This window comes from Mesorhizobium sp. SEMIA396, assembly GCF_024518615.1.
Taxonomy (GTDB): domain Bacteria; phylum Pseudomonadota; class Alphaproteobacteria; order Rhizobiales; family Rhizobiaceae; genus Mesorhizobium.
In genome coordinates this window covers 300478-324960 of the sequence record NZ_JANIFC010000001.1, presented here as the reverse complement: position 1 = coordinate 324960, position 24483 = coordinate 300478, and the positions used below count along the sequence as shown (strand labels likewise).

Annotated in this window: 29 protein-coding genes; 16 read left to right on the top strand and 13 right to left on the bottom strand. The window is 61.6% G+C overall.

What is annotated here, in order from left to right; translation table 11 throughout:
* Window position 1 precedes the first annotated feature (1 nt).
* Genes NP503_RS01605 through NP503_RS01590 form a run of 4 tightly spaced genes read left to right on the top strand, consistent with a single transcriptional unit; the run spans window position 2 to window position 4338 of the window.
* Window positions 2-1024: a Gfo/Idh/MocA family protein gene (locus NP503_RS01605; RefSeq protein WP_127271524.1), complete on the top strand. Its 1023-nt coding sequence runs from the start codon at window positions 2-4 to the stop codon at window positions 1022-1024.
* A gap of 10 nt (window positions 1025-1034) precedes the next feature.
* On the top strand, window positions 1035-2009 hold the full coding sequence (locus NP503_RS01600; RefSeq protein ID WP_024503985.1) for an ABC transporter permease: 975 nt from the start codon (window positions 1035-1037) through the stop codon (window positions 2007-2009).
* On the top strand, window positions 2006-2812 hold the full coding sequence (locus tag NP503_RS01595) for a creatininase family protein (protein WP_127271522.1): 807 nt from the start codon (window positions 2006-2008) through the stop codon (window positions 2810-2812). Before NP503_RS01600 ends, NP503_RS01595 begins: the two co-directional genes overlap by 4 nt.
* The gene (locus tag NP503_RS01590) at window positions 2812-4338 is read left to right on the top strand and encodes an aldehyde dehydrogenase (RefSeq protein ID WP_127276290.1); all 1527 of its coding nucleotides are present in this window, start codon (window positions 2812-2814) and stop codon (window positions 4336-4338) included. The genes NP503_RS01595 and NP503_RS01590 overlap by 1 nt, the downstream gene beginning before the upstream one ends.
* Window positions 4339-4380: 42 nt before the next feature.
* On the opposite strand, the gene NP503_RS01585 is transcribed toward NP503_RS01590, so the two are convergent.
* The gene (locus tag NP503_RS01585) at window positions 4381-5943 is read right to left on the bottom strand and encodes a GMC family oxidoreductase (protein ID WP_127272251.1); all 1563 of its coding nucleotides are present in this window, start codon (window positions 5941-5943) and stop codon (window positions 4381-4383) included.
* A gap of 317 nt (window positions 5944-6260) precedes the next feature.
* Between NP503_RS01585 and NP503_RS01580 the strand changes: the two genes are divergently transcribed.
* Entirely contained in the window at window positions 6261-6779 is a 519-nt protein-coding gene (locus tag NP503_RS01580; protein WP_127268257.1) for a ferritin-like domain-containing protein, read from the top strand.
* A gap of 135 nt (window positions 6780-6914) precedes the next feature.
* On the opposite strand, the gene NP503_RS01575 is transcribed toward NP503_RS01580, so the two are convergent.
* Window positions 6915-7112 (bottom strand): hypothetical protein, encoded by a 198-nt coding sequence (locus NP503_RS01575; RefSeq protein ID WP_127268256.1) that lies wholly within the window; start codon window positions 7110-7112, stop codon window positions 6915-6917.
* A gap of 133 nt (window positions 7113-7245) precedes the next feature.
* Here NP503_RS01575 and NP503_RS01570 point away from each other — a divergent pair, with 133 nt between their 5' ends.
* From NP503_RS01570 to NP503_RS01560, 3 genes are all read left to right on the top strand, one after another.
* Window positions 7246-7779: a GNAT family N-acetyltransferase gene (locus tag NP503_RS01570; RefSeq protein ID WP_236382701.1), complete on the top strand. Its 534-nt coding sequence runs from the start codon at window positions 7246-7248 to the stop codon at window positions 7777-7779.
* A gap of 150 nt (window positions 7780-7929) precedes the next feature.
* The gene (locus NP503_RS01565; RefSeq protein ID WP_127268255.1) at window positions 7930-8184 is read left to right on the top strand and encodes a DUF982 domain-containing protein; all 255 of its coding nucleotides are present in this window, start codon (window positions 7930-7932) and stop codon (window positions 8182-8184) included.
* Between the two features lie 69 nt (window positions 8185-8253).
* Complete coding sequence (locus tag NP503_RS01560) at window positions 8254-8580, top strand: hypothetical protein (RefSeq protein ID WP_127268254.1); 327 nt, start codon at window positions 8254-8256, stop codon at window positions 8578-8580.
* A 29-nt stretch (window positions 8581-8609) separates the two neighbouring features.
* Here the strand turns inward: NP503_RS01560 and NP503_RS01555 are convergent, their stop codons facing one another.
* From NP503_RS01555 to NP503_RS01520, 8 genes are all read right to left on the bottom strand, one after another.
* The gene (locus tag NP503_RS01555; protein WP_127268253.1) at window positions 8610-8942 is read right to left on the bottom strand and encodes a hypothetical protein; all 333 of its coding nucleotides are present in this window, start codon (window positions 8940-8942) and stop codon (window positions 8610-8612) included.
* A 2-nt stretch (window positions 8943-8944) separates the two neighbouring features.
* On the bottom strand, window positions 8945-9292 hold the full coding sequence (locus NP503_RS01550; protein ID WP_127268252.1) for a hypothetical protein: 348 nt from the start codon (window positions 9290-9292) through the stop codon (window positions 8945-8947).
* Window positions 9292-10512, bottom strand: coding sequence for an NRAMP family divalent metal transporter (locus NP503_RS01545; RefSeq protein ID WP_127268251.1), 1221 nt, complete (start codon window positions 10510-10512; stop codon window positions 9292-9294). Before NP503_RS01545 ends, NP503_RS01550 begins: the two co-directional genes overlap by 1 nt.
* A complete protein-coding gene (locus NP503_RS01540) occupies window positions 10509-10964 on the bottom strand; it encodes a hypothetical protein (RefSeq protein WP_127268250.1) in 456 nt (151 codons plus the stop codon). The genes NP503_RS01545 and NP503_RS01540 overlap by 4 nt, the downstream gene beginning before the upstream one ends.
* 157 nt (window positions 10965-11121) lie before the next feature.
* Window positions 11122-11349 (bottom strand): hypothetical protein, encoded by a 228-nt coding sequence (locus NP503_RS01535; RefSeq protein ID WP_023809461.1) that lies wholly within the window; start codon window positions 11347-11349, stop codon window positions 11122-11124.
* Between the two features lie 86 nt (window positions 11350-11435).
* Entirely contained in the window at window positions 11436-11654 is a 219-nt protein-coding gene (locus NP503_RS01530) for a hypothetical protein (RefSeq protein WP_013533184.1), read from the bottom strand.
* Between the two features lie 4 nt (window positions 11655-11658).
* Window positions 11659-11877, bottom strand: coding sequence for a hypothetical protein (locus NP503_RS01525; protein ID WP_127255009.1), 219 nt, complete (start codon window positions 11875-11877; stop codon window positions 11659-11661).
* A complete protein-coding gene (locus NP503_RS01520) occupies window positions 11874-12140 on the bottom strand; it encodes a hypothetical protein (protein WP_027036323.1) in 267 nt (88 codons plus the stop codon). Before NP503_RS01520 ends, NP503_RS01525 begins: the two co-directional genes overlap by 4 nt.
* Before the next feature lie 362 nt (window positions 12141-12502).
* On the opposite strand from NP503_RS01520, the gene NP503_RS01515 reads away from it, so the two are divergent.
* From NP503_RS01515 to NP503_RS01505, 3 genes are all read left to right on the top strand, one after another.
* On the top strand, window positions 12503-13288 hold the full coding sequence (locus tag NP503_RS01515; protein WP_127268249.1) for an SDR family oxidoreductase: 786 nt from the start codon (window positions 12503-12505) through the stop codon (window positions 13286-13288).
* Window positions 13289-13336: 48 nt separating this feature from the next.
* Window positions 13337-14515, top strand: coding sequence for a zinc-dependent alcohol dehydrogenase (locus tag NP503_RS01510; protein WP_127272252.1), 1179 nt, complete (start codon window positions 13337-13339; stop codon window positions 14513-14515).
* A 162-nt stretch (window positions 14516-14677) separates the two neighbouring features.
* A complete protein-coding gene (locus tag NP503_RS01505) occupies window positions 14678-14917 on the top strand; it encodes a hypothetical protein (RefSeq protein WP_127272253.1) in 240 nt (79 codons plus the stop codon).
* Window positions 14918-14937: 20 nt separating this feature from the next.
* Here NP503_RS01505 and NP503_RS01500 read toward each other — a convergent pair whose 3' ends face one another.
* On the bottom strand, window positions 14938-15318 hold the full coding sequence (locus tag NP503_RS01500) for a response regulator (protein ID WP_127272254.1): 381 nt from the start codon (window positions 15316-15318) through the stop codon (window positions 14938-14940).
* Window positions 15315-18425: a CheR family methyltransferase gene (locus tag NP503_RS01495; protein ID WP_127269401.1), complete on the bottom strand. Its 3111-nt coding sequence runs from the start codon at window positions 18423-18425 to the stop codon at window positions 15315-15317. The genes NP503_RS01500 and NP503_RS01495 overlap by 4 nt, the downstream gene beginning before the upstream one ends.
* A 271-nt stretch (window positions 18426-18696) precedes the next feature.
* Between NP503_RS01495 and NP503_RS01490 the strand changes: the two genes are divergently transcribed.
* Window positions 18697-19353: a response regulator gene (locus NP503_RS01490; protein ID WP_127269400.1), complete on the top strand. Its 657-nt coding sequence runs from the start codon at window positions 18697-18699 to the stop codon at window positions 19351-19353.
* A gap of 106 nt (window positions 19354-19459) precedes the next feature.
* Here NP503_RS01490 and NP503_RS01485 read toward each other — a convergent pair whose 3' ends face one another.
* Window positions 19460-19732: a hypothetical protein gene (locus tag NP503_RS01485; protein WP_023809470.1), complete on the bottom strand. Its 273-nt coding sequence runs from the start codon at window positions 19730-19732 to the stop codon at window positions 19460-19462.
* Window positions 19733-19931: 199 nt separating this feature from the next.
* Between NP503_RS01485 and NP503_RS01480 the strand changes: the two genes are divergently transcribed.
* From NP503_RS01480 to NP503_RS01465, 4 genes are read left to right on the top strand one after another with little or no spacing between them, the layout of a single operon-like run.
* On the top strand, window positions 19932-21038 hold the full coding sequence (locus NP503_RS01480; protein ID WP_127270562.1) for an NAD(P)-dependent oxidoreductase: 1107 nt from the start codon (window positions 19932-19934) through the stop codon (window positions 21036-21038).
* A complete protein-coding gene (locus tag NP503_RS01475; protein WP_127270571.1) occupies window positions 21035-22108 on the top strand; it encodes an NAD-dependent epimerase/dehydratase family protein in 1074 nt (357 codons plus the stop codon). The genes NP503_RS01480 and NP503_RS01475 overlap by 4 nt, the downstream gene beginning before the upstream one ends.
* Window positions 22105-23397 (top strand): TIGR04295 family B12-binding domain-containing radical SAM protein, encoded by a 1293-nt coding sequence (locus tag NP503_RS01470; RefSeq protein ID WP_127270573.1) that lies wholly within the window; start codon window positions 22105-22107, stop codon window positions 23395-23397. Before NP503_RS01475 ends, NP503_RS01470 begins: the two co-directional genes overlap by 4 nt.
* The gene (locus NP503_RS01465) at window positions 23382-24482 is read left to right on the top strand and encodes a glycosyltransferase family 4 protein (protein WP_127270575.1); all 1101 of its coding nucleotides are present in this window, start codon (window positions 23382-23384) and stop codon (window positions 24480-24482) included. The genes NP503_RS01470 and NP503_RS01465 overlap by 16 nt, the downstream gene beginning before the upstream one ends.
* The last annotated feature ends 1 nt before the right edge of the window (window position 24483 follow it).

The window sequence follows — 24483 nt, the reverse complement described above, 5'->3', positions numbered from 1 at the left end:
TTTGAGCAAACTGAAGATCGCCATTGTCGGTGCCGGCTACATGGGCCTCCTGCATGCGCAGGTGGTTGCCGCGAGCCCTGTCGCGGAACTGTCGGCATTCGTTGATCCGAATGCTGCCACGGGGAGCAAGGCCGCGTCCGATTTCGGTGCCCGGCATTTCCGCGATGCCGCCACCGCGCTGGCCGCCAATGCCGCCGACGCCTATATCGTGGCGGCACCCGACACGCTGCATGAAGACGTCTGCCGCACGCTGCTCGATGCCGGCAAGCCGGTGCTGCTCGAAAAACCGATGGCTCACGATCTTTCCGCTGCCAAGGCGATTGCTAGAGCGGCGGAGAGAAACGGCGCGCGCCTGTTGGTCGGCCACATCCTGCGGTTCGACCCGCGCTATTGCGAGGCCGCGGCAGCGGTGAAATCCGGGCGGATCGGCGAGCCGATCCACGGCAGCAGCGGCCGTTTCACCAATCGCGAAGTCGGTCTTCGCATGAACGGAAACTCGAGCGTCTGCTTCTACCTCGGCGTGCACGACGTCGATGCGCTGCAATGGATCTCAGGTTCGGACATCATCGCCGTCTACTCTCGGCCCGTCGCCAAGCTCATGCCTTCGCTCGGAGTTCGATCCGAAGACGCGATCTTCTCCACCGTCGAGCTGTCGAACGGAATGAGCGGACAGCTCTATTTCGGCTGGACGCTGCCACCGACCGTTCCGACCGGCATCTGGGCACGCACGGAAATCATCGGCACGGAAGGCATGATCGACCTCGACGTGCGCGACCACGGTCTACGCATCCTGTCGCGTGGACAGTGGTCGCAACCCGACGCCCTGCACTGGCCGACCGTCAATGGCCGTATCACCGGGGATCTCTTCGAGGAGGTCCACCATTTCATTTCGGCGGTTCGCGACGACACCCCTTTCGTGATGCCGGTCGGCGACGCCCTGCGCGCCGTCGCCGTCAATGATGCCATCCTGCGCAGCGTCAAATCAGGCCTGCGCGAACCGGTCGAAGATTGGCACATCCGATGAGAGGATCCTCATGACCCGCCAACAGAACATCTGGTGCAGGCGCTTTCTCGACCTCTCGCCATTGATCCTGCTGGTCATCCTGCTGGCGATCTTCGCGCTCATCGACGCCCGCATCGTTTCAACCGCCAGCCTCATCAACATCGTCGCCCAGGCGACCCCGATCGCCATCCTGGCGCTTGGGGCTCTAATCGTTCTGCTGACGGCGGGCATCGACCTGTCCGCCGGCGTCGGCGTCGCCTTCTGCGCCGTCTTCATCGCCAGCCTGATCGACGGCGGCGCCAGCCTGCCGCTTGCCCTGCTCGTCGGCTTTGCCGTGATGGTGGTGATCGGCCTCGCGAACGGCGCCGTTATCGCACTGTTGAAGATACCGCCCTTCGTGACGACACTGGCCACAATGGTCGCGCTGCAGGGCGCAACGCTTGCGGTTGCCTCCAAAGGCGTCCTGATGCTGAAGGATCCGACGCTTCGCGCGGTCGGCATCGAGCGCAGCTTCGGCATTCCCAATGTCATCTTCGCAACACTGCTGATCGTCGCCGTAGCAGCAATCCTGATGCGGCACAGCCGTTTCGGGCTGCGTACCTATGCGCTCGGGTCGGATGCCGGAGCCGCGGAACTTGCCGGCATCCCGGTGACGAAACACACGATCCTCGTCTATTGCGCCTCCAGTATCTTCGTCTTCCTGACGGCTGTGATCATGATCAGCCGGGTGCCTGTCGTGACGCCCAATATCGGCGGTACCTCGCTGCTTCTGGACGCGATCGCCGCTGCCGTGCTCGGCGGCACCAGTATCTTCGGCGGACGGGGAACGGTGTGGGGCGCGGTCGTCGGCGCCCTGATCGTCAGCCTGCTGACGACGGCGCTTCGGGTGTTCGGCACGGACCCGTCCAGCCTCGAACTCTACAAGGGGGCAATCATCATGGTCGCTCTCCTGGCCGATTCCGGCATGACCTACGCCAAGGCCCGGCTTGTCGAGGCAGCACGATGAGCGAGCCAGTTCCGGCATTGCCGATCCCGCCTGGGTCCAGCTTTGCGCTGATGACCTCGCCGGATACGGAAAGACACGCGACAGCCGGCGTGCATAAACCCGTCGTCATTCTGCCGCTCGGCGCTGTCGAGCAACATGGCCCCCATCTGCCGCTCGGCGTCGATTGCTGGCTTGCGGAAGCGGTTGCGCTCGCCGCGGCGGAAGGACAGGCCTCCATGCGTGTCGCCGAACCTTTCGCCTATGGCTCGTCCGAGCATCATCGCTCCTTCTCCGGCACCATGAGCCTCAGCCCGCAGACCTTCATCGCCGTTCTCGTCGATCTCTGCACCTGCCTTGCCGAAGACGGCTTCCTGCCGGTCATGCTGAACGGCCATGGCGGAAACCGCGCCGCGATCCAGGTGGCGATCACCACCCTTGGCCAGCGTGGCATCGTCACCGCGGGTTTCTCGTATTTCGATCTCATCGCCGACGTGGCGGCGGAGGCCCTGCCCGATGCCGCTACAGGCACCGGTCACGCTTGCGCGCTTGAAACCTCGTTGATGATGCATGTGCTTGGCGACAGCGTTCGCCGCGATCTCATCCCGCCGGGCGGCACCCCGCCATCCTGGCCGGATCCTCACCTTTACGCCGCGCCGGCCGTCACCGTCTGGCGCCGTTTCGAAGCCATCCGCGGCAACGGCGTCATCGGTACGCCGTCGCAGGCGGGCGCGGAGGCCGGCAGCAGACTTTTCATCGCAGCCGTGGAACGCAGCCGCGCCGCCATTTTGAACATCCAATCCGAATTCGGCCAAAGGAACGCATGATGACAGTCCATTTCAAATCTTCTCTCGAAGGCCCCAACCTGCGCGGCATGGCGATCGTCTCGGAGCCGGAAGCAGCCGCCCGCATCGGCATCAACCGTATCGGCGGCGAGTGGATTGCCGGCAGCTCCGGCAAGTTCCTGAAAATCGACAGTCCGTCGACGGGCGAGCACCTCGGCTATCTCTCACTTTCCACCCGCGCCGATGTCGGCCGCGCGGTGAAAGCCGCCGAAGGCGCACGCGAGGCCATGCGCAAGATGGGAACCTTCGCACGCGCTCAACTGTGCATGCGCATCGCCGACGCGATCGACAGGCGCGCCGAGGAACTCGCGCGCCTGCTCTGCCTGGAACAGGGTAAACCCTTCCACAGCGAGGCAAAGGCCGAAGCATCGGCGGCAGCTCTCGGTTTCCGCAATGCGGCAGAGCAGATGAAGTGGCTGGAGACGGCGGCGTTTCCGCTTGCCGATGCCAACAAGCGCGCCTTCAGCTTCCTGCAGCCGAAGGGTGTCTTTGCCATCATCACACCTTGGAATTTCCCGCTCGCCCTGCCCTGCCTCTATTATCTCGGACCGGCCATCGCAACGGGCAACACCGTCGTCTGGGTGCCGGCGCCGACGACGTCGCTGATTGCCACGGCACTTGTCGAATGCTTCATCGAGGCGGGCCTGCCGGACGGCGCCATCAATCTCGTTCTGGGTGACGGTGCGGAGGTGGGCGACGAGGCGGTCGTTCATCCGGGCACCCATGCCATCGGCTTCACCGGCAGTTCTGTCACAGGCGCGACGATCGCCCGGCGTGGAGCGGGCAAGCCGCTTCTGCTCGAAATGGGCGGCAACGGTCCGACCATCGTGCTGGCCGATGCCGATATCGACATGGCCGCCGCCCAGGTCGGGGCCGGCTGCTTTGCCAATGCCGGGCAGATCTGCACGGCCACCGAACGCGTGCTGGTGCATAAATCCGTCCATGACCGTTTCATCGAAGGTCTCGTGAAAGCGGCCGCGCAGGTGAAAATGGGCGACCCTTTCGATCCCGCGACGACGATGGGTCCGATCAACAATGCGGTGGCCGTCGACAAGGTACTCAGCCACATCGCGGACGCCCGCGCGCGTGGCGCCGAGATCGTTACCGGCGGCAATGTGGCGTCGGGTTTTGCCACCAATCTCTATTTCGAGCCGTCGATCGTCACAGGACTGACCCGGGAAAGCCTGCTCAATGTCGAGGAATCCTTCGGGCCGATCGCACCCGTGCTGACCTTCGAGACCGACGAGGAGGCGATGGAACTTGCGGCGTCCAGCCCCTACGGTCTGTCGGCCGCGGTCTTCACCAGCACCATCAAGAACGCCTTTGCCTTTGCTGAAAGCCTGAAGGTCGGCATCGTCAACATCAACGAGATGAGCTGCTATTGGGAGCCGCATATTCCTGCCGGCGGCGCCGCCGGGACGCAGAGCGGCCTCGGCCGCACCGGGGGCCGGCACACGCTGATGGAAATGTGCGACCTGAAGACGATTACCGTGGATATCACCCGCTGACTCCAAGGCCCGCGCCTTGTGCGCGGGCTTGCCCTCGAGCTGTCAGATGGACCGGCGCAGGCTGTCGGCCATTTTTTCGCCAATCATGATCGAGGTGAGATTGGTGTTTGCCTGGCAATCGAGCGGCATGATCGACGCATCGATAACCCGCAGTCCTTCCAAACCGTAGACCCGGCATTCCGGATCGACCACGGCCTCGCCGAGCCTTCCCATGCAACAGCCTCCGATCCCATGCTGCGCATCGGAAGACTGCGCCAGCAGGAAATTGTCGACCTCCTCGTCGCTTGCCGTTTCGAGCCATGACAAAGGCAGATCGGAATCCCCCAGCAGGACGCGCTCGGCGATCGCCTGGATCGGCGCCTGCCGGGCAATCTCGCCAAGGTGGCGATAGGCGATACGCATGCGCTGGAGATCCATTGGATCGTCCAGCATGTTCTCTTCCACGAGCGGCTGGTCGAAAGGGTTGGCGGAACGCAGTTGCACGGTGCCGCGGCTCTTGGCCTCCATCAGGATCAGATTGACCATGGCCTCGCCGAACTGGGCGCTGTCGGACTCCACGCCGATGCCGCCATGGTTCATGGCGACGTAGAGAATGTCGTCGCGCTCAGCGCCCGGCACGCCCGAACTCATCCGCACACAGCAGTTGGTATGCCGCGCGTCGAGATCGGTCGCCTTGAATCCCGGCTTCAGCTTCAGTTCGATGCGGCAATAAGGATGGTCGAAGAAACCTTCGCCGACCGGCAGGTCGGCAAGCACCTCGATGTCCTTTCGTTTCAAGAGAGCCGCAGGGCCGATGCCCGAGCGCTGCAGGATGACCGGAGAGTGGATGGCGCCGGCCGAGACGATGACCAGCGGCGCCTCGAATTTGCGAACCTGCCCGGCCACGATGGCCAAAACGCCGATCGCTTTCCTGCCATCGAAAAGCACCTTGTCCACCGTCGCCTGCCCGATGATGGTAAGGTTCGGCCGGTCGCGGGCAGCTTCCAGATAGCCGTCATTGACCGACACGCGCTTGCCGGCTCGACTGTTGATGGGATAGGTGCAAGCCCCTTCGGCATCCGGAGCATTGAGATCGTCATGCCAGGGATGGCCGAGAGCCATCGCGCTTTGGCGCATGGCCTTGTCGACGCTGCCCCAGCTTTCGACAGGCGCGCGGTAGATCGGAATCGGGCCGCCGCTGCCGTGAAAATTGGCCGCGATCGGGTCATCCTCCAGGCGGCAGAAGAAGGGCAGCACGTCGGCTCCCGACCAGCCCTTGCATCCGATTTCCTCCCAGCGGTCGAATGCATGGAGCACACCGCGAATGGCAATCTGCCCATTGACGGCCGTCGAACCGCCAAGCCCCTTGCCGCGCCAGTAGACCCGGTGTTCCTGCCGCTTCGTGCGACGAGCCATCAGGTCGGGATACATGTATTGTTGCTGAAAATGGTCGGGAAGCAGCAGGTTGAAGGGATTTGGGCTCGCCATCTCGGCAGGTTGCTCGCCGCTCCGGTAGTCCGGCCCCGCTTCCAGCAAAAGCACGTTCGTGGCAGCATCTTCGGTTAGCCGGGCAGCAAGAACAGCTCCGGCTGCGCCGGCTCCGATAACGATGACATCAAAGGGCATGCCGCACTCCCTACATCCGATCAATGCACGGCTGACTCGACCGCGACATCATGTTGATTTCATTTGGGCACGATCATCTGCTGGCATTCAGGCTCAGCGATGTACGCCGGAACCAACCACCTTAGCCGCGCTGCACGACTGCAAGATCATCATGATTTGTTTTATATGTAAATATGATTTCGTATATGAACTCCCATCTACTCCATATGGCGTGCTGCCCCTTCCGAGTCGCGCCCAGGGAACAACTGCTTCCATGGAAAGTTAGTCCATGGCTACACCGCCGGTGAGCTTTCATGACAATCCAAGGGAGACAAATCATGGCGACTGCAAAAAGAGCGACGACAAAAGGACTGGAGGCTTTGTTCCTCGATGGGCTGAAGGACATTTACTACGCTGAAAAGAAGATACTCAAAGCCTTGCCGAAGATGGCAAAGGGCGCCGAATCCGAGGAGGTGGCCGCGGCCTTTGAGAAACATCGCATGGAAACCGAAGGCCAGGTCGATCGGCTCGAGCAAGTGTTCGAACTTATGGACAAACCGGCCCGCGGCAAGACCTGTCCGGCGATCGACGGCATTCTTGAGGAAGGGTCGGAAATTCTCGACGAATACAAGGGTGACCCGGCGCTGGATGCAGGACTGGTCGGCGCGGCACAGGCCGTCGAGCACTATGAAATCGCGCGCTATGGCACGTTGGTCGCGTGGGCTGAACAGCTTGGCAAGAGCGACGTGGTCAAGCTCCTCAACGAGACATTGAAAGAGGAGGTCGCGACGGACGAAGCGCTTTCCGGGCTGGGCGAAGGCGGTGTCAATGAGCGCGCCCTGCAGCAAGCTGCCTGACTGGGCGTCGTCGCCCCGGCGCCAAGCCGCCGGGCGACTTCGCGACCCGGCCTCGCGCCCTCTTCGTCGGTACCCTTCAGATGCAATCAGACCCACCCCGATACTTCGGGGTGGGTCTGCTGAAATCACACGCGATCAGCGGTTTTTGTGGCTTTGTTCGCCAGCTTTCACATGCTGTTCGTGGGTTCCACCACGCATGCCGGATCCATCGCCCTGCTGCCGTTGACCACCACCAGAGGCCTGCTGTTGCTGACGGTTTTTGTTGTCGGCGTTCTTGTGGCTCTGCTGGCCTGCCTTCACGTGCTGTTCGTGGCTACCACCTTGATTAGGCATTGTTCTTCTCCTTCACAATCGGCGAGGCGACAACCGCCTCGATTGCCTAAGACGAGTCAGGCGCGAACGTTCCCTCACGTAATATTTTGTGAAAACCATCAGACAAAGCCCACGGCGTTCGAAGGCGCCCGAGATGGATGCCGGATTTATTTCTGGCGTTGGCAACGAGTTCATCTTGGCCGTGACCGACGTTGCCGGCGGATCTCATGCCTGTGCCCACCAGGAGGAAAAATGCATGTCATTCCGATCCGAGAGATTTACAACCACTTTGACCTATAGCGACGATGAAAGAGCGCAGGCCGCCGCAGCGCTCTATCAATACAACATCGCACAGACCGGGATCGACGACCGAGCTGATATCGGAGCGGAGCTTCGCGACCAGTCAGGAAAGACCTGGGGCGGGCTTTGGGGCAGGACGGAGCTTGGGCTCCTGTTTCTCGACATGTTCTTCCTGCCTGAGCAGTTGCGTGGCCAATCCTTTGGCTCACAACTTCTCACGACGATCGAGGAAGAAGCCATCCGGCGGGGCTGCAAGAAGGCCGTCGTGGAGACGAGCAGTTTCCAGGCGCCGCTATTCTACATGCAGCACGGGTTCGAGGAATTCGGCAAAGTCGAATTCGGGATCCCTGGACATGCCCGAGTCTTCCTTCGGAAAGATCTGCTGTAAGTCTTGGGACAGGGCGCACGGATGGCCATCGGCTAGTTGTTTCAAACGCCAGATGCTCTGGAACAAATCGACGAGTGCGGAGTTAAACGCGTCGCGACGCGCAGTCTTGCAGCGACGTGTCGAATAGAGTGCATCCCGCTGGAGAGGCATGTGCGTACTGGACATTTCAGAAAGCCGATTATCATTCAACCTGGCCGGATAGACCGCGACAGGGTTGTGGTTTCGGTGTCGGACGCAGCCGAAGTGCTGCTGCGGGACTGGCCAAAGCCGACATCCGAGAGGCGTCTTGCCGCGATCAGAGCGTGCCTTGCCGTCATGCGAGGCGAAAAGCCTACAAGGACCGCACGACAGGCGTTCATCGTTGCGGCCAAGGACGCCAAGATTCTGCTGAGCGAGCAAGTCTGACCGTGGTGGGTCGCCTCGCCGGTGCCTGCAAGTGCGACTCTGCCGAGATTGGTTCGAAAGGGAGAAATCATGATCAAGGTTTCAAGTCCCACGCCTGCCGCGGCCAGAAGCGAAGTTCAGGCAGGAGCAACGCAGGACAAAACGCCGGGGTTCGATCCCGCCATTGCCCCGCTTGAGACAGACGCCGAGGCCGCGGACACGCAAAATTCGGTCGCTGGGACAAGTCCGCCGCGCACTCGCCCAAAATTCGAAAACGATGCCAGCTTTGCCAATGCCATGCGCCCGGTCGAAGGCGAGCCGGAACTGCGGCCCGGCGGCAACTGGCCGGTGTTGGTAATTGCAGCTGTCGTTTTGATAGCAGCCGTGGTTTTCCTGACGGCAGGCATGCTGCGCTGAGAATGATCCCGACGATGCGGCACCACGACCTATTCCTGGAGGTCTGGTGCGCCCTTCATGCCCGAGAGTTCGGTCATTGGGCACAGCAGCCGCGGTCGCGCGGGATCGGAAATGTCGAGCTTGTTCCAAGGGATGCGATATAGACCGCCGCGGCGGCGCAATCGGAAAAGATCCAGCACTGCCACGCCTATGGCCGAGGCCGAGAGGCGCTCGAAAGCGGCGTAGACCCCGACATGGATTTCGGTGACGACGAAATCGTCACCATCCCGTTCGGCGTGGATCTCCTCGATATAGCCGACATTCTTGCCGCGCTGCGAGAGTACGCGTCGCCCAGCCAGATGCTCAAGATTGACGGTGGTCATCATCAAGCTCCCGGAATGCGCCCGATGACATGGTCGCGCAACCAGTCCTGCCAGGCGAAGATCGACGTTTCTCGCACATCGATGTCGAACTCGATATCGATGCCGATATCTTTTACCTTGTGCCAGGCGATCCGATGGGGCTCGCCATGCTGCTTGACCGCGAGCCGCGCCATCCACCGCCCAGGCCGTGCGCCGAGGCGACGTGCCAGGGTGATGGAGCCGAGCTCGATGGCAATGATCCGAGGCGGCTTGCCAGGCCGTAACTCCGCCACCAGCCCGTCGACCTTGCCGATCTTGATCTGCTCGCGGTCGACCACCTGCTTGTCGAGGAGATCACGCAGCAACTTCATCATGTGCCTCCGAATATCTGCAGCGGGATGGTCACCACCGCCAGTACGAAGCCGAGCGCGATGATGAAGATGACGGCGGCATTCGACAAAATGCCATTGCGATGCTCGCCGACATAACGTTTGTCGTTCAGCAGAAACAGAAATGGGACGACCGTCAGCGGCAGGCTGGCTGCCGTCAGCGCCATGGAGAAGATGGTGAGCCTCAGCGGATCGAGACCAAGCGCGATGGGAATAGCCGCCAAAAGCAATGATATCGTGTAGGTGGCGCTGAAACCCGGATCGTCGCGCGGCTTGCGATCCTCGCCCCAATTCCAGCCGAAACCCTGGGCCACAAGATAGGCCTGTTGCAACCCGACCTCTAGTGCGGCGCCGAAGCAGGCAATGGCGAGGGAGGCAACAAACAGCACGAAGCCCCAGAAGCCGAATATAGGTATCAGCATCAACGGCAACTGGTGATAGTCATCCACTTGGGTGACGCCATGCGTGGCGAGCACGAGAGCGGCCACGATCAACACGCCGATCGAGATGGTCCCCCCGAAAGTCATGCCCAACCCCGCTATGGCCCGGTTGGCTCCGAGATAGCTTTTGTCCCACCGGTCCTCGATGGCCCCCGAGGAATAGAACATGAAGAGGTAGGGCGATATCGAGGCGCCGAGAATGCTGACCGCCATGAACCAGTAATTGGCGGCATCGTGGACCGGCAGCGAAGGCACGGCGCCCCTTGCGACTGCCGTCCAATCGGGTCTCAGCATCACCGCTCCGACGACGAAACACAGCGTCACCAGACCGAGAATAGATACGCCCTTCTCGATGAAGCCGAACGTGCCTTTCCAAAGCAGCAGCCACGCCAGCAAAGCCACCGGCAGTGCCCACCACTGGAAGCCTATGCCGGTGGCAAATTCGAGTGCAATGGCGACGCCGCCGATCTCGGCGGACAGCACCAGGAAATTGACCAGCAGGGCGGCAAGCAACGGCCATAGAAAGACGTTGAAGCCGAATCTCTCGCGGATGCCGTCGGAGATCGTGTGATGGCTCACGGCCGCGAACCGGCCGGACATTTCGACAAGGAAGATGATGCAGATGGTGCCGAGCACCACCGCCCAGATCAACTGGAAGCCAAACATCGCGCCTGCCTGCGCCGCTGTCGCCATGGACCCAACTTCGAGGAAGCCGCCGACGCTGGTGACGACGCCGAGGGATATTTCCATGAGCTTCTTCATGGCTTTGGCGCGAAGTATTTGGCGTAGGCGGTAGCGAGCGAACGCGACGCCAGCCGTATATCCTGTTGCGCATCTTGGACTTCCGGCCGGTCGCCCGCCTGCAATCCGGCCTCTGCACGCGCCACCGCGACCGACAAATCGTTGACTGCCTTCGTCAGCGAAGCTTGCTCGGCGGGTTCACTGGTTTCGGCGGACCGGATTTGCTCCCCGGCATCGGCAAGCGTCTTGCCGATCGATTGCAGCGTACCCGCCGTGTATGCGGTCGGCGCCGCCCCTGCCGCCCAGGCGTCCAGCGCCATCAATACAGTCTGCGATGCGGAGGCCGCTGTTCGTGATTGCTGCTCGATCTGATCGGAAGATGAGCATGCCGACAACATCATCAACAGCAAGCACAAGCACTCGAGCCTGAGATAGCGGCGTCTAACGATCAAATCAGGCGTCTCGTGCGCCACCGAATAGTCTCCCCCGACCCAACAAAACCGTGGCCGGCGTAAATCTGATCTAGAGCACTCGTCGGGTCCGTCAACGACCGCGCCCGCCGATCCGGAGCACGCGGCGGCGAGCCAGGTCCCGATCGGTTTCAATTGCCGCATCAGCGTAAGCTGAAGGTCAGGCGGGGCGATCCCCGTTCGGAGCGTCTTGGATTCTGTATTCGTGAATGAGGCCGAGAACCTGAGTTCTGACTGTGTCGCGCGCGTCGGGCTGGATGAAAAACATCAGCCGTTCGACCGCTTCAACGACTGCTTCGGGCAGATCCGAAACCGCATCGGTGAATTCGCTGCCATGCTCGTACATATTGTCCGTCAGTTTCTTGTCGAGGTCGGAAAGGATGCCCATCATCCACACTCCAGATCCGTGCTGTATCGAACTCACTTCGGCACCGTCACCGCGACGTCGCCTCGCCTGTTGCTGCCGGCCGTCGATCACTGCTGCCCCGGCATTTCCGTGTTTTCCCTAGGATTTTTCTGGACGCCGGCAGCCGGGGCGGTATCCGCGGGGGCATTGCCGCCCTGGTTCTGCTCCGGCGCGCGTTTCAGCGGCGAGGTCTGCCAGCCCATATCGACGTAGAAAAAGCCCACGACGAAACCAACAATGATGACCGCCGCTATCACCAGCGAGATTATTGCGTTGCGTCGCTCCATAGGCCTAGCCACCACTTGGCTTGGGAGATGCCGGCTGGGTTGGCTGCGTACCTTGCTGGTCGCCGCCGGTGCTGGTCTGCGGTGTTGGGTTGGTGTCCGTCGTGGGATTCTTGTCGACCGGCTGGCTGTTCGTAGTATCCGTCTTGGACTTGGCTGGATCGGCATTGTCGTTGCACCCCGCCAAGGCGAGCAATGCCGCCGACATCAAAAGCACTGCCCTCATGCTGATTTCTCCTGGCTGAGTCCGGGCGAAGCCGCCTGCCAATGACCTATCCGGTCGAACCGCACCGAGAGCCCTTGTTTGACCGCGCTTCTAGCCAGCAAATGGTCCAGTTCGGCGTCTTCGATCGGGCTTCGTACGACCTGGCGAATGGCCTTGCAGGCAAGTTCCGTCGAGACGAAATCATATCTCCTGCTCCTGGCGACGACATATTGTTCGACCAGCATCTTTACGCGCCTGAGCGCGATTTCTTCGGCGTATTGCATTCTGTTCCTCCTGCGCGCCGAACTGCCAAACGGGTACATTGTTCCCACCAGAACTTAAAAACATGGCAGCCGAACTCACGGGAAAGCCCGCGCTTCCCGAGCAGGGACGCGCGGGCTGGATCAGGCTGAGGGGGACCCGATCGTGCAGCATCAAACAAGGGGAGCAACGACGCTGCACGGATGTCGAACTCGCGTAGACCTAAGTAGACCTAAGTTGTTCCACCTCTCCACGCGCCGCTGTTCATGGCTTGGATGAACTCAAGGACAAATCGTTGTCACGGCCCGCATACAGCCGCGCATCATCCCGCACGGAACAATCAGCCCCGACAGTGGTTCGGCCGAAGCGAAGTTCGGAGGACGTGATGACGAATGAAAAGTTGGCCGTGGTGACGGGCGCCTCAAGCGGCATCGGCAAGGAACTCGCCAAACTGTGCGCCAAGGACGGCTACCACCTGATCATAGCCGCCGACGAGCCCGCGATCCAGCAGGCTGCCGCGGCGCTCGGTTCGCATGATGTGACCGTCGAAGCCATCGAGGCCGATCTGGCGACCGAGGAGGGTGTCGATCGTTTGATCGCCGGGATCGGCGATCGCGATGTCGACCTGTTGTTCCTGAACGCCGGACGTGGACTCGGCCGTGGTTTCGTCGATCAGGATTGGAAAAAAATCCGCCGCATCATCGACACCAACATCACCGGGACCGTCTATCTCGCGCATCAACTCGGAGCCAGGATGGCACGCCGCGGCCGAGGCCGCATCCTCTTCACAGGATCGATCGCTGGTTTCATGCCCGGCACTTTCCAGGCGGTCTACAACGGCACCAAGGCATTCATCGATTCCTTCTCGATCGCACTGCGTCATGAGTTGCAGGACACAGGGGTCACAGTCACCGTGCTGATGCCCGGGGCAACGCAGACGCGGTTCTTCGAACGCGCCGAAATGATGGATACCAAGGTCGGCACCGATGAGAAGGACAATCCCGCCGATGTCGCCAAAGCAGGCTACGAGGCGATGATGGACGGTGAGGAACAAATCATCAGCGGTTGGAAGAACAAGCTGCAGGTCGCCGCAGCGCATGTGACGCCGGCAGGCACGCTGGCCGAACAGCATCGCAAGATGGCCGAGCCGGGTTCAGCGTCCAAAGACTGACCTTCGGCCTTCAAGCAAACCAAAAAATCTCCAAGCAGGAGCACCATCATGAAAGCGCTCACATGGCACGGCAAAGGCGACATTCGATGCGACCAGGTGGCTGATCCGGCCATCGAGGATGATCGCGACGTCATCATCAAAGTCACCTGTTGCGCCATATGCGGCTCGGACTTGCATCTGATGAACGGATATATGCCGACGATGAAATCGGGCGATGTGCTCGGACACGAGACGATGGGCGAGGTCGTGGAAGTCGGCAGCGGCCATTCGAAGTTCAGAAAGGGCGACCGCATCGTGGTGCCTTTCAACATCTCATGCGGCGAGTGCTGGTTTTGCCAGAAGGGGCTGTTCTCGCTTTGCGACAGGTCCAATCCCAATGCCAAACAGGCTGCCGAAGTGATGGGACAATCCCCGGCTGGCCTGTTCGGCTATTCGCATCTGGTGGGCGGCTATTGGGGAGGGCAAGCCGAATATCTGCGCGTTCCTTTCGCCGACGTCGGTCCGATAAAGGTGCCCGAGGGAATGGACGACGAACAGGTGCTGTTCCTCTCCGACATCTTTCCAACCGGCTATATGGCAGCTGAAAACGCCGGCATCGAGCCAGGCGAAACCGTCGCCATCTGGGGTTGCGGTCCGGTTGGTCAGTTCGCCATCCAGAGCGCATGGATGCTCGGCGCCGGCCGCGTCATTGCCATAGACAAGGTGCCGGAGCGGCTGGCGATGGCTCGCGAGCACGGCAAGGCCGAGACGCTCGACTTCAGCAATTCCGATATCTACGACGCTTTGATGGCGATGACCGATGGCCGCGGTCCGGATCGCTGCATAGACTGTGTCGGGACCGAGTCGGATCCCGCCGCCAGTGCCGACTCCATGCTCGACAAGGTCAAGGCTGCCGTCTATCTCGGCACCGATAGGCCGCATGTATTGCGCGAAGCAATCTACTCCTGCCGCAAAGGCGGCACCATCTCGGTGCCCGGCGTCTATATCGGCCTCGTCGATCATATTCCGTTCGGCGCCGCCATGAACAAAGGACTGACCTTCCGGATGGGTCAGACGCACACGCAACGCTATCTCGAACCGCTCCTCGCCATGGTGCAGAAGGGCGACATTGATCCCTCCTTCGTGATCACGCACCGGGCAGACCTCGAAGCGGGACCGGACCTCTACAAGACGTTCCGTGACAAGCAGGATGGCTGCATCAAGGTGGTAATGCGACCGCATGGCTGAGACGTCGGGTTCTCGCACCAGGTCTGCCCTGAGCAAGTTCGCTGCCGTGAACCGCAACGGACCCGTTGGCGATCTGGAACCTTCGATCGCGGCAGCGGTTGACCTGCAGAATTCACGGCGGCGAGACCGCCGTGCCCCACCGGCTGCAAAGGAAGGTGTTGCATGACCAATGAGAATTCCACATCCAAACCTAGCGTCCGGTCTCCGAACGCCGATAGTCTGCCGCACCCAAAGCGGGATGCCAATGGCACCGATGCCGGTGGCAAGCCGGAGACGCCGAAAACCGCAGGCACATCCCGGCCGTCGACCGCGCCGCTGGACAATCCGGTTGCCAATCGCAACGCCGGGCGGCCGCGTCAGGCGAGCACCACGCCTCGGCCGACGGACAAGCCCCTGGACTGATCGAAACCGGCCTCTTGAAATCACAGCGAGTGTTTGTCGGGACGAAGCGATGCCAGGTCGGCCAGGGTGTTGAGAAGTGCAGCGTCGCCTGCCGGCTTCGGCACGAATTTGCAGTTTCGGAAGGGTGTGGGAACGTCGCGCGGCCCAAATCCGGTCATGAAGGCGAAGGGGATGCCGCGAGCCAGCAATGTTTCGGCCACGGGCAGACTTGTTTCGCCGTTCAATTGAATGTCCAGCAGCGCCACGTCGGCTTTGCCTGCATCGATAAGCTGACGAGCCGCGGCGGCCGACGAGACCGGGCCGATCACCGGATAACCCGCCGCACGCAGGCGTGACGCGATGTCTTCGGCGATCAGCCATTCGTCCTCGACCACCAGAACGCGCGGCTTGTCGTCGCTCACGGCGCCTCCTTGTGGTTTGCCGGAAACGCGATCTGGACGCTGAGGCCGTCCTTGTGGAACGCGGTTTCGACGTGGCCGCCGAGCCTGTAACCGATTTCTCCCTGCAATAGGGTCAGGCCAAAGCCGTTGTCCAACGGCGCCTTTACAAGAGGGCCGTCCTTTTCTCGCCAGCCAAATGTGAAACTGTCGTCCTCGATCGACCATTGCACACTGACCTTGCCATCGGTTTTTGACAAAGCGCCGTATTTGGCCGCGTTGGTGGCCAGTTCATGAATGGCCATACTCAGGGAAAGCCCCTGTTGCGGACCTAGTTTGACATCCTCGCCATCGAGTTCGATCCGCTCGATGCCGAATGGTTCGAGCTCCTGCTGGAGCAATTCCCTGACCGAGGCTTCCTTCCATCTCTCCCGGGTCAGCAGGCCGTAGGCCCGCGACATGGCATGCAGGCGACCGATCAGCGCGTCCGCGAACTCCTCCTTCGTATCAGAACTTTCCCGCGTGCGGCTTGCAATGCTGGCGATCACCGCAAGCATGTTCTTGACCCGGTGGTTGAGTTCCGAGATGAGCACCTGCTGATGCTCTTCCGCCTGTGCCAGCGTGGTGACATCGACAAGTGTCACCACCACGCCCTGGATCCTGTTGCCCTTGTCGCGATAGGGATTGATGCGGACCATGTGGAACAGGCCCCTGGCATCGCGTGCCAGATGGTGATTCAGGATCTCGCCCGTCTCGAACACCTTGTCGATGTGCTGCTTCAACTCGGGATAGTCGAGTTGGCTCGACAGATCCGTCAGCGGCCGGCCGACATCGGAGGGGCGCAGGCTGAAGAAAGATGACGCCGCCGGCGTGAAAGTGCGGACCACAAGGCTGCGGTCGAGGAAAATAGTCGCGATGTCGGTGCTTTCGAACAGGTTGCGCAGATCGCCGTTGGCGTGGTCGAGCTCTTCTATCTTGGCCGTCAACTCGGCATTGATCGTGTTGAGCTCCTCGTTGAGCGACTGCATCTCTTCCTTCGAGGCTTCGAGTTCCTCGTTGGTGGATTGCGCCTCCTCATTGACGGAGACGAGTTCCTCGTTCGACGATTTCACCTCCTCCAGCGCGGTCTCGTACTCCTCGATCGTCGATTGCAGGCGCTCTCTGGTATCGCGCAGTTCCCGCTCGAGATCGGCGGTGCTGTCACTGTCACGACTGCCGCCATCTTCGTTGGACCGGGCCTGGGTCGGCCCCGACGGCTCGAAAAGGACAAGGTAGAGCGGCTCGCCATTGCCGCGTTCGGCGAGCGGCTCGATCGTCAGCCTGATCGGCTGGACCCGCTCGTCGTCTTCCTCCACGGTGAGGTTTTCCCGCACCACTGTGCGGCGCGTGGTCGTCGCTTCGCGCAGTGCGGCGCGGAGGTCCAGCCGCAACCCACGCCTTGCCATCGTCAGCAACTGCCGGCTGGGAATCCCTTGTGGCGCTTCGAGATATCTGCCGGTCCTGGCCGAATAATAGACGACATCGCCCTCGGCGTTGACCAGGACATGCGGCGGCGCGAACCGTTCCAGCACCTGCGCCTCGACCGCCTGCCGCAGGGGATAGCCGACAAGTCCCTTCTTCGAGCCGGCACTTTCGGATGGGAAGACGCTGGAATGGCTTTCTCCGATCAGGGCCGGCAGTCTGATGTGCGGTGAGGCATGCTCCCGCGCCTGGAAGATGCGATGCTTCTTGTCGACGGTGGCGAACAGATCGTCGTGCTGCCCGACGCTTTCGGAGGTGCCGAGGAAAAGGTATCCGCCGGGCTTCAGCGCATAATGGAAGACAGGGATGACGCGATTTTGGATGGTCGGGCCGAAATAGATCAGCAGATTGCGGCAGGAGACCAGATCCATGCGCGAGAAGGGTGGATCGCGAATGACGCTGTGCGGCGAGAAGATGCACAGTTCGCGCACCTCATTGCTGAGGACATAGCTCTCGCCATCACCGTTGAAAAACCGCTGCTTGCGTTCAGGAGAAAGACCTTGCAGCAAGGCTTCCGGATAGCGTGCCGCCCGCGCCACCGCCAGCGCCGGCTCGTCTATGTCGGTGGCGAATATCTGGACGCGCGGAACGACCGTAAGCGTCTCCATGTGTTCGCGCAGCAGGATGCCGATGGAGAACACCTCCTCGCCCGTGGCGCATCCCGGAACCCAGACCCTGACGGTGTCGCTGGCGGTCTTGCCCTCGAACAGCTGCGGTATGATCTTTCGCCCGAGCAACTCGAAGGCATCGGGGTCGCGAAAGAAGTTGGTGACGTTGATCAGCAGATCGCGAAAAAGGTTCATCACCTCGCGAGCATCCTTCTTCAGCCAGTCTATATAGCCGCTGATGGAATGGACCTGGGCGATCTGCATGCGTCGCTTCACGCGGCGCAGGAACGTCTTGGTCTTATAGCCCGAGAAGTCATGGCCGGAGTGGCTGCGCAGAATGGCGTAGATTTGTTCTCGCACCTTGTCGATGTCGGGCGTTTCATCGCCATCGTCTTCCGCCAACCCGTCCAGCGTGTCGAAGCCGCGGGCGAAAGCCTCCAGCTTCGCCCCGATCTCCTCGGCAGTCACTGCGACATCGACGAGCCCACTGGCAATAGCGCTCTGCGGCATGTCGGGATTGCGCGGCCCGTAGCCGTCCGGCGCTTGCGCGACGATAAACCCGCCCCGCTCCTTGATGGCCTTGGCGCCCAGGGTTCCATCGGAATCACCGCCCGACAGGATAACGCCGACGGCATATTCGCCCTGGTCTTCACCCAGTGCGCTGAAGAAGATATCGATGGGCTTGCGCTCCTGGGTAAGCCCATTGGGCCGACGCAGGTGCAGCACCCCCGATTCAATGGCCAATGTCACGTTTTGCGGCATCACATAGACGTGGTCAGGTTGAACCACCGTGCCATCCTCGACCACCGAAACAGGCATCTCGGTGTAGCGGCTGACAACCTCATGCAACAGACTCTCCCTGTTGGGGCTGAGATGCGTGATGATGACGAACGCCATGCCGGGCTGGCCGGTCACGCCCTTGAAAAGGCCCTCCATCGCGGGAATGCCGCCCGCGGACGCGCCTATGCCCACGATGGGAAATCTAGTCGATCGGGCAGTCACGGCATGTCCCCCTTTCGCCGACCCGACATGAAGTCTCCTCAAGGCCGGATCGAACAGGACACAACCATATAGCGCGCAAGACGGATGGAACAAGACGTCAGAGATGACGTTGAACCCGATATCAATGGTGGTTCAATGGCAAAACGATCTGCTGACATAAAACTCCCGACGCCGGTGGTATCAGGAGCGCCTGGATCGCTCGAAGCTTCCCATGCGGGGCCCGTCCCGGATCGCATGCTGACGCTTGCGAAACGGTTGCAGGCGGCCTTGGATGACAGAATTCGGAAAGCAAATCCGCTGCATTCTAACCTCCGTTCCAAGAAAGGATGACGACGTGCGCGACCTGCGGGGGCTGCATATTCTGATAGTCGAAGACGAATGGACGATGGCGGGAGATCTTGCGCGGTTTTTCAGCAATATGGGCGCCATAATCCTTGGTCCCGCTGCAACTGTCGAACAGGCTTCCAAACACACCGGGACGGCCGAAGCTGCAATTCTCGACGTCAATCTCAATGGCCGACGCGTGTTTCCAATCGCCGATGAGTTGATGCGCCGGGGTGTCCCCTTCGTGTTCTTCAGTGGCGATGACGACATCGCCATTCCCGATCATCTCCGCTACGCCAGCAATTTGCGGAAATCCTCGGGCAGCCAGGCCGTGTTCAACGCACTCTTTCCCCCGCAGGCATCGGGACGGGCGACCTCCGTACCGGACCCGTCCGACGACGTCTTCGCGCTTTTGCCCAAACTGCGACTTGCGGCGCGCCTTTTGCTGGGAGACGTCGACGCATCGGATCGGCTCGTCGAGAGGACGCTCGAGCAAGCGATCCGGGATGTCGACCGCAGACAGCTTGGTCAATCCACTGAAAACTGGCTCAACGGCATCATGCGAGAGATGGCGAAAACCCGCGGCGCAAAACTGATGCATTAGTTTTACCTCCAAGGCCTCTCAGGCTGAAGTGCCAAGCCGCGGGGCCGTCATTGTTCACCACATCTCGAAAACTTGGCCGTACAGATCGGCCGCTTGGCCTGCGTCATCAGCCCTTCTGATTGCGCTCGACGAATTTGTTGAAACGGCTGGCTTTCCCCTCACCGGTCTTGGCCTGATACAGAAAGGCCAGATCATTCTCGTCGAATATCCGGAAGAACTCGTCCCATTCGATGGGCTCGAATGCTTCCTCGGGCTCGCCGAAGTCGATCCGCAGGATACCGCCCTCGCCTTTGGTGCGCACCACCGCCGGCCGGCCGTCCCGCTCCTCGGCCCATTTGCGAATTTCGTCATGGTTCGTGGTCGTTTGCGACTGAGACATTGAAATCTCCTTTGATCATCGGCGGACACGCGGGCTGTCGGGCGTCCTAACAGCACAAGGGCGTCAATGTTCCAGCACCGCGCCGTGATCGCGATGCCGGCTCCCAACGAAGTCCGCCAAAGGAACTTTGTTGAAGCAAGGGAACAAACCTTTTGCCGAAAAGTTCGGGGCGCCGAGGTTACTTGTCTGAGGAGTCGTCGTGAAACGCATATTGGTTACAGGAGGCTGCGGCTTCATCGGCCGGCATGTCGCACAGGAACTCGTCGAGCAGGATTATTCGGTTCGCATCCTCGATGCGCTGCTGGAGCAGGTGCATGCGGGCGAAGCCGTCGCGCTTCCCGCCGGGACCGAGCTGATCAAGGGCGATGTCCGAGACCGGGAGGCGGTCGCCAATGCGCTGGATGGCGTTGACGCGGTCATTCATCTGGCGGCGGAAGTCGGCGTCGGGCAATCGATGTATGAGATCGCGCGCTATGTCGGCGCCAACGATCTCGGCACCGCAACGCTACTTGAAGCATTGATCAAGCACCCGGTCGAACGGATCGTCGTCGCCTCGTCGATGAGCGTCTATGGCGAAGGGCTCTATGCAACGCCAGACGGCCGGCGTATCGACAATGCTCGGCGCAAGGCGAGCGACATCAGGAGCGGGCAATGGAACCCGCTGTCGCCAGGTGGAGACGCCCTCTCGCCGCTGCCGACGGACGAAGAAAAGCCGGTCGATCTCGCCTCCATCTATGCGCTGACAAAATACGCCCAGGAACGCGCCGTGCTGATCTTCGGCGAGGCCTATGGCATCGATGCGGTCGCGCTGCGCCTGTTCAATGTCTTCGGCGCCGGCCAGGCGTTGTCGAATCCCTATACCGGCGTGCTGGCCAACTTCGCTTCGCGTCTCGCCAACGGCCAACGGCCAATGATCTTCGAGGATGGCGAACAGAAGCGCGATTTCGTCCATGTGCAGGACGTCGCCCGCGCCTTTCGCCTTGCTCTGCAGCAACGCCAGGCAAAGGGTCATGTCATCAACATCGGCAGCGGCCGCGCCTATGCGATCAGCGAAGTCGCGCGATTGCTGGCCGAGGCCATGGGGACACCGAATCGCTCGCCGGAACTGCTCGGCAAAGCCCGCTCCGGCGATATCCGCAACTGCTTCGCCGATATTTCCAAGGCCCGTGAGTTGCTCGGTTTCGAGCCGGTGCGGCAATTGGAGAATTCGCTCGGCGAGTTCGTTTCCTGGGTGCGTAACACGTCCGCCGTCGACCGCGGCGCCGACATGAAGCGCGAGCTCGAAGAACGCGGGTTGGTCTCATGAACACACGCAATCGACGCGACGCGCCGGTCGCCATCATCGGCGGCAGCGGCTTCATAGGATCGAACCTCGCCGACAGCCTGTTGTCGGATGGCGAGCCGGTACTGGTGATCGACAATCTCAGCCGTCCGGGCGTCGAGCAGAACCTTGAATGGCTGGCGCAAAAACACGGCGGTCGCCTCACGGTGGAGACGATCGACGTGCGGGACGCCAACGCCCTGGCGCCGGCTCTGATGAGTTCAAAGGCGATCTTCCATCTGGCCGCGCAAACCGCCGTCACCACAAGCCTGGTCCAGCCAGGCGAGGATTTCGACATCAACCTTCGGGGAACGTTCAACGTTCTGGAGGCGGCGCGACTGAGCGGTGAGCTTATCCCGGTGATCTTCGCCAGCACCAACAAAGTCTATGGCAGCCTGCCCGACGTCGCGGTCCGCGAGGACGGCGATCACTATGTGCCTTGCGACAGCGTCATCCAGGCGCACGGCATCGATGAGGCTCGGGGCCTGGACTTCTGCACGCCCTACGGTTGCTCCAAAGGCGCGGCGGATCAGTATGTGCTCGACTATGCCAAATCCTACGGCATGCCGACGGCGGTGCTGCGGATGAGCTGCATCTATGGACCGCGCCAGTTCGGAACCGAGGACCAGGGCTGGGTCGCACACTTCCTGCTCAGCGCGCTGACGGGACGCCCAATCACCATTTACGGCGACGGCAGGCAAGTGCGCGATATCCTGCATGTCTCCGATGCCGTCGCCGCCTACAGGGCCGTGCTCGATCGCATCGAGACCACCAAAGGCCAGGCATTCAATCTTGGCGGCGGCCCGGAAAATGCGGTCAGCCTGCGCAGGCTGTTGAGCGAGATCCGTAGCCTGACCGGCCATGAGCTTTCAATCCGCCACGATGGGGAACGCACGGGCGACCAGCCCTTCTTCGTCGCCGACACCCGCAAGATCAAAACCGCGCTTGGCTGGATGGCCCATGTTTCATGGCGCGAAGGCGTCCGCGACCTCGCCGACTGGCTGCAGCGCCATCGGCTCGAGCCTCGCCCTGAAGCCGTGAGGTACGTCGCATGAAAATCGCTTTGGTAAACCCATTCTGGACCTACGACGACAGCATCTATTTCGGCTGCCGCCAACCACATCTGCCGCTGGAACTCGGCTATTCGAAGGCCCTGCTCGAAGCCGCCGGACATGAGGTGCTGATGCTGGATGGGCAGTTGCAGAGGCTCGATAATTCCGGTCTCTGCGAGCGGGTGGCTGATTTCGCCCCGGCTATGACCGTCGTCAGTACCGCCCCGACCTATCTGTTCTGGCGCTGCGCACCGCCGGAATTGCGTGTGCCGGCCGATTTCCTCAACCGTCTCGCCGGGCGCGGTGGACGCACGGTCGCGGTCGGGCCGCACGGCTCGGCGACGCCGGCGCCGACCTTGCGCAAGCTCGGCGTCGACATCGTCGTGAGCGGCGAATGTGAAGAAGTCGTCGAGCAGCTTGCCCGGCGCGATGATTGGAGCGCCGTGCCCTCAACCGCTTATCTGCGGGATGCCAAGGTGGTTTCGAACGGAGGCGTCCACGCCAGCTCGTTTGTCGATCATCCGCCACTCGAATGGCCAGCGGACTGGATCGCAGCCCATTCGCACCACCATCACAGGTTCGATGACAATCAGGTGGGGTTCGGTGCGGAAGTCGAGGCATCGCGCGGCTGTCCCTATAACTGCAGTTTCTGCGCCAAGATCGATTTCCGTGATGCCTATCGCCGTCGAAACCATGAAGCGGTGGTGGCGGAGATCGATCGGCTGATTGCCCAAGGTGTCGGCTACATCTACTTCATCGACGAGATCTTCCTGCCGCAAAAAGCGTTGCTGGAAGCCTTGGTCGATCGCGACGTGAAATTCGGCGTACAGACCCGCATCGATCTGTGGAAGCCCGAACTGCTGGAATTGCTGGGCGCCGCGGGCTGCGTCTCGATCGAGGCCGGCCTCGAAAGCCTGACCGTCGAAGGTCGGGCAATGCTGGCCAAGCGCTGCCGGCTGGGTACCGAGGAACTCGCCGCGCTGCTCGTCGATGCCAGACGTCACGTTCCATTCGTTCAGGCCAATCTGATCGGCGTGGTCGAGGATGATCCCGCCCTGGTCGAGCACTGGCGAACCCACCTGATCGACCACGGCGTATGGGCCAACGAACCTGTGCCGCTTTACCCGTATCCGAGTTCGCCCAGCTACCGCGAGCTTTGGGGCGAACCCGACGACCTTGCCTGGGAACGCGCCCATGACCACTACCTCGCATCTTTCCAGAAATTCAGTGACATCCAGGAGAGGCGGCCGCGACCGCTGGCGGAACTGGAGGCGACATGTTGCGGACACTGACGCCGCGCTCGCGGCGCATCCTGATGACCGTCGATGCCGTGGGCGGCGTATGGCGCTATGCCCTTGATCTGGCACGGGAACTTGTGAACGGCGGCGACAGTGTGGTGCTTGCCGGCCTCGGTCCACAACCGTCGAGGCAGCAGGCTGCGGAGGCGGAGGCTTTCACGACGCTGATCTGGTTGAGTACGCCGCCGGATTGGATGACCCGCAACGGCGGCGACCTCGACGCGCTGCCGCGGGAATTGCTTGCGCCCATGCGCGACCACGCCATCGACCTTGTTCATTTCAACGCACCAACGCAGGCGGCGGGATTCGATGCGCCGTGCCCAGCCGTGGTGGTCTCGCATTCCTGCGTGACGACATGGTTCCACGCCGTCAGGAAACAGGCAGTGGATGGCGCATGGGCCTGGCAGAAGGAGCGCAACAGGCGCGGCTTGGATCGGGCCGACGCTGTTATCGTGCCGAGCCGCAGCCATGCCGACATGCTTGAGACCTGCTATGGCCCGATCGCGCGTCTCAGTGTGGTCGGAAATAGTGCCAGTCCGGTGCCGAAGACCGAAAAGCGCCAACCGCTCGTCTTCGCCGCTGCCCGCTGGTGGGACGAGGGCAAGAATGCGGCGGTGATCGACCAGGCCGCGTCGCTGACGCAATGGCCCGTTTTTGCCGCCGGTTCGATGCACGGTCCCAACGGCGGGCGTACCAGCTTCAGCTATGCTGTTCCTCTGGGAGCACTGCCGTCTCACGAGGTGCGCTCCTTGATGGCGCGCGCCGGCATTTTCGTGTCGCCATCAATCTATGAGCCATTCGGTCTGGCCGCGCTGGAAGCTGCCATGTCGGCGACGCCCTTGGTGCTTTCCGACATCGCAACCTATCGCGAACTATGGGACGGGGCCGCGATGTTCTTTCACGCGCGCAATCCCCACGACCTCGCTGCCTGCCTCAATCGTCTCTCCAGCGATGTCGAACTCAGGCGGGAGCTCGGCCAGGCAGCCCTGCGACGAAGCCGCCGGTTTACACTGGCCAGGCAAGCGGCGGCCATGCGAGGCATCTACGACAAGGCGGCCCTGGCCATGGCGGGGCGCTGAC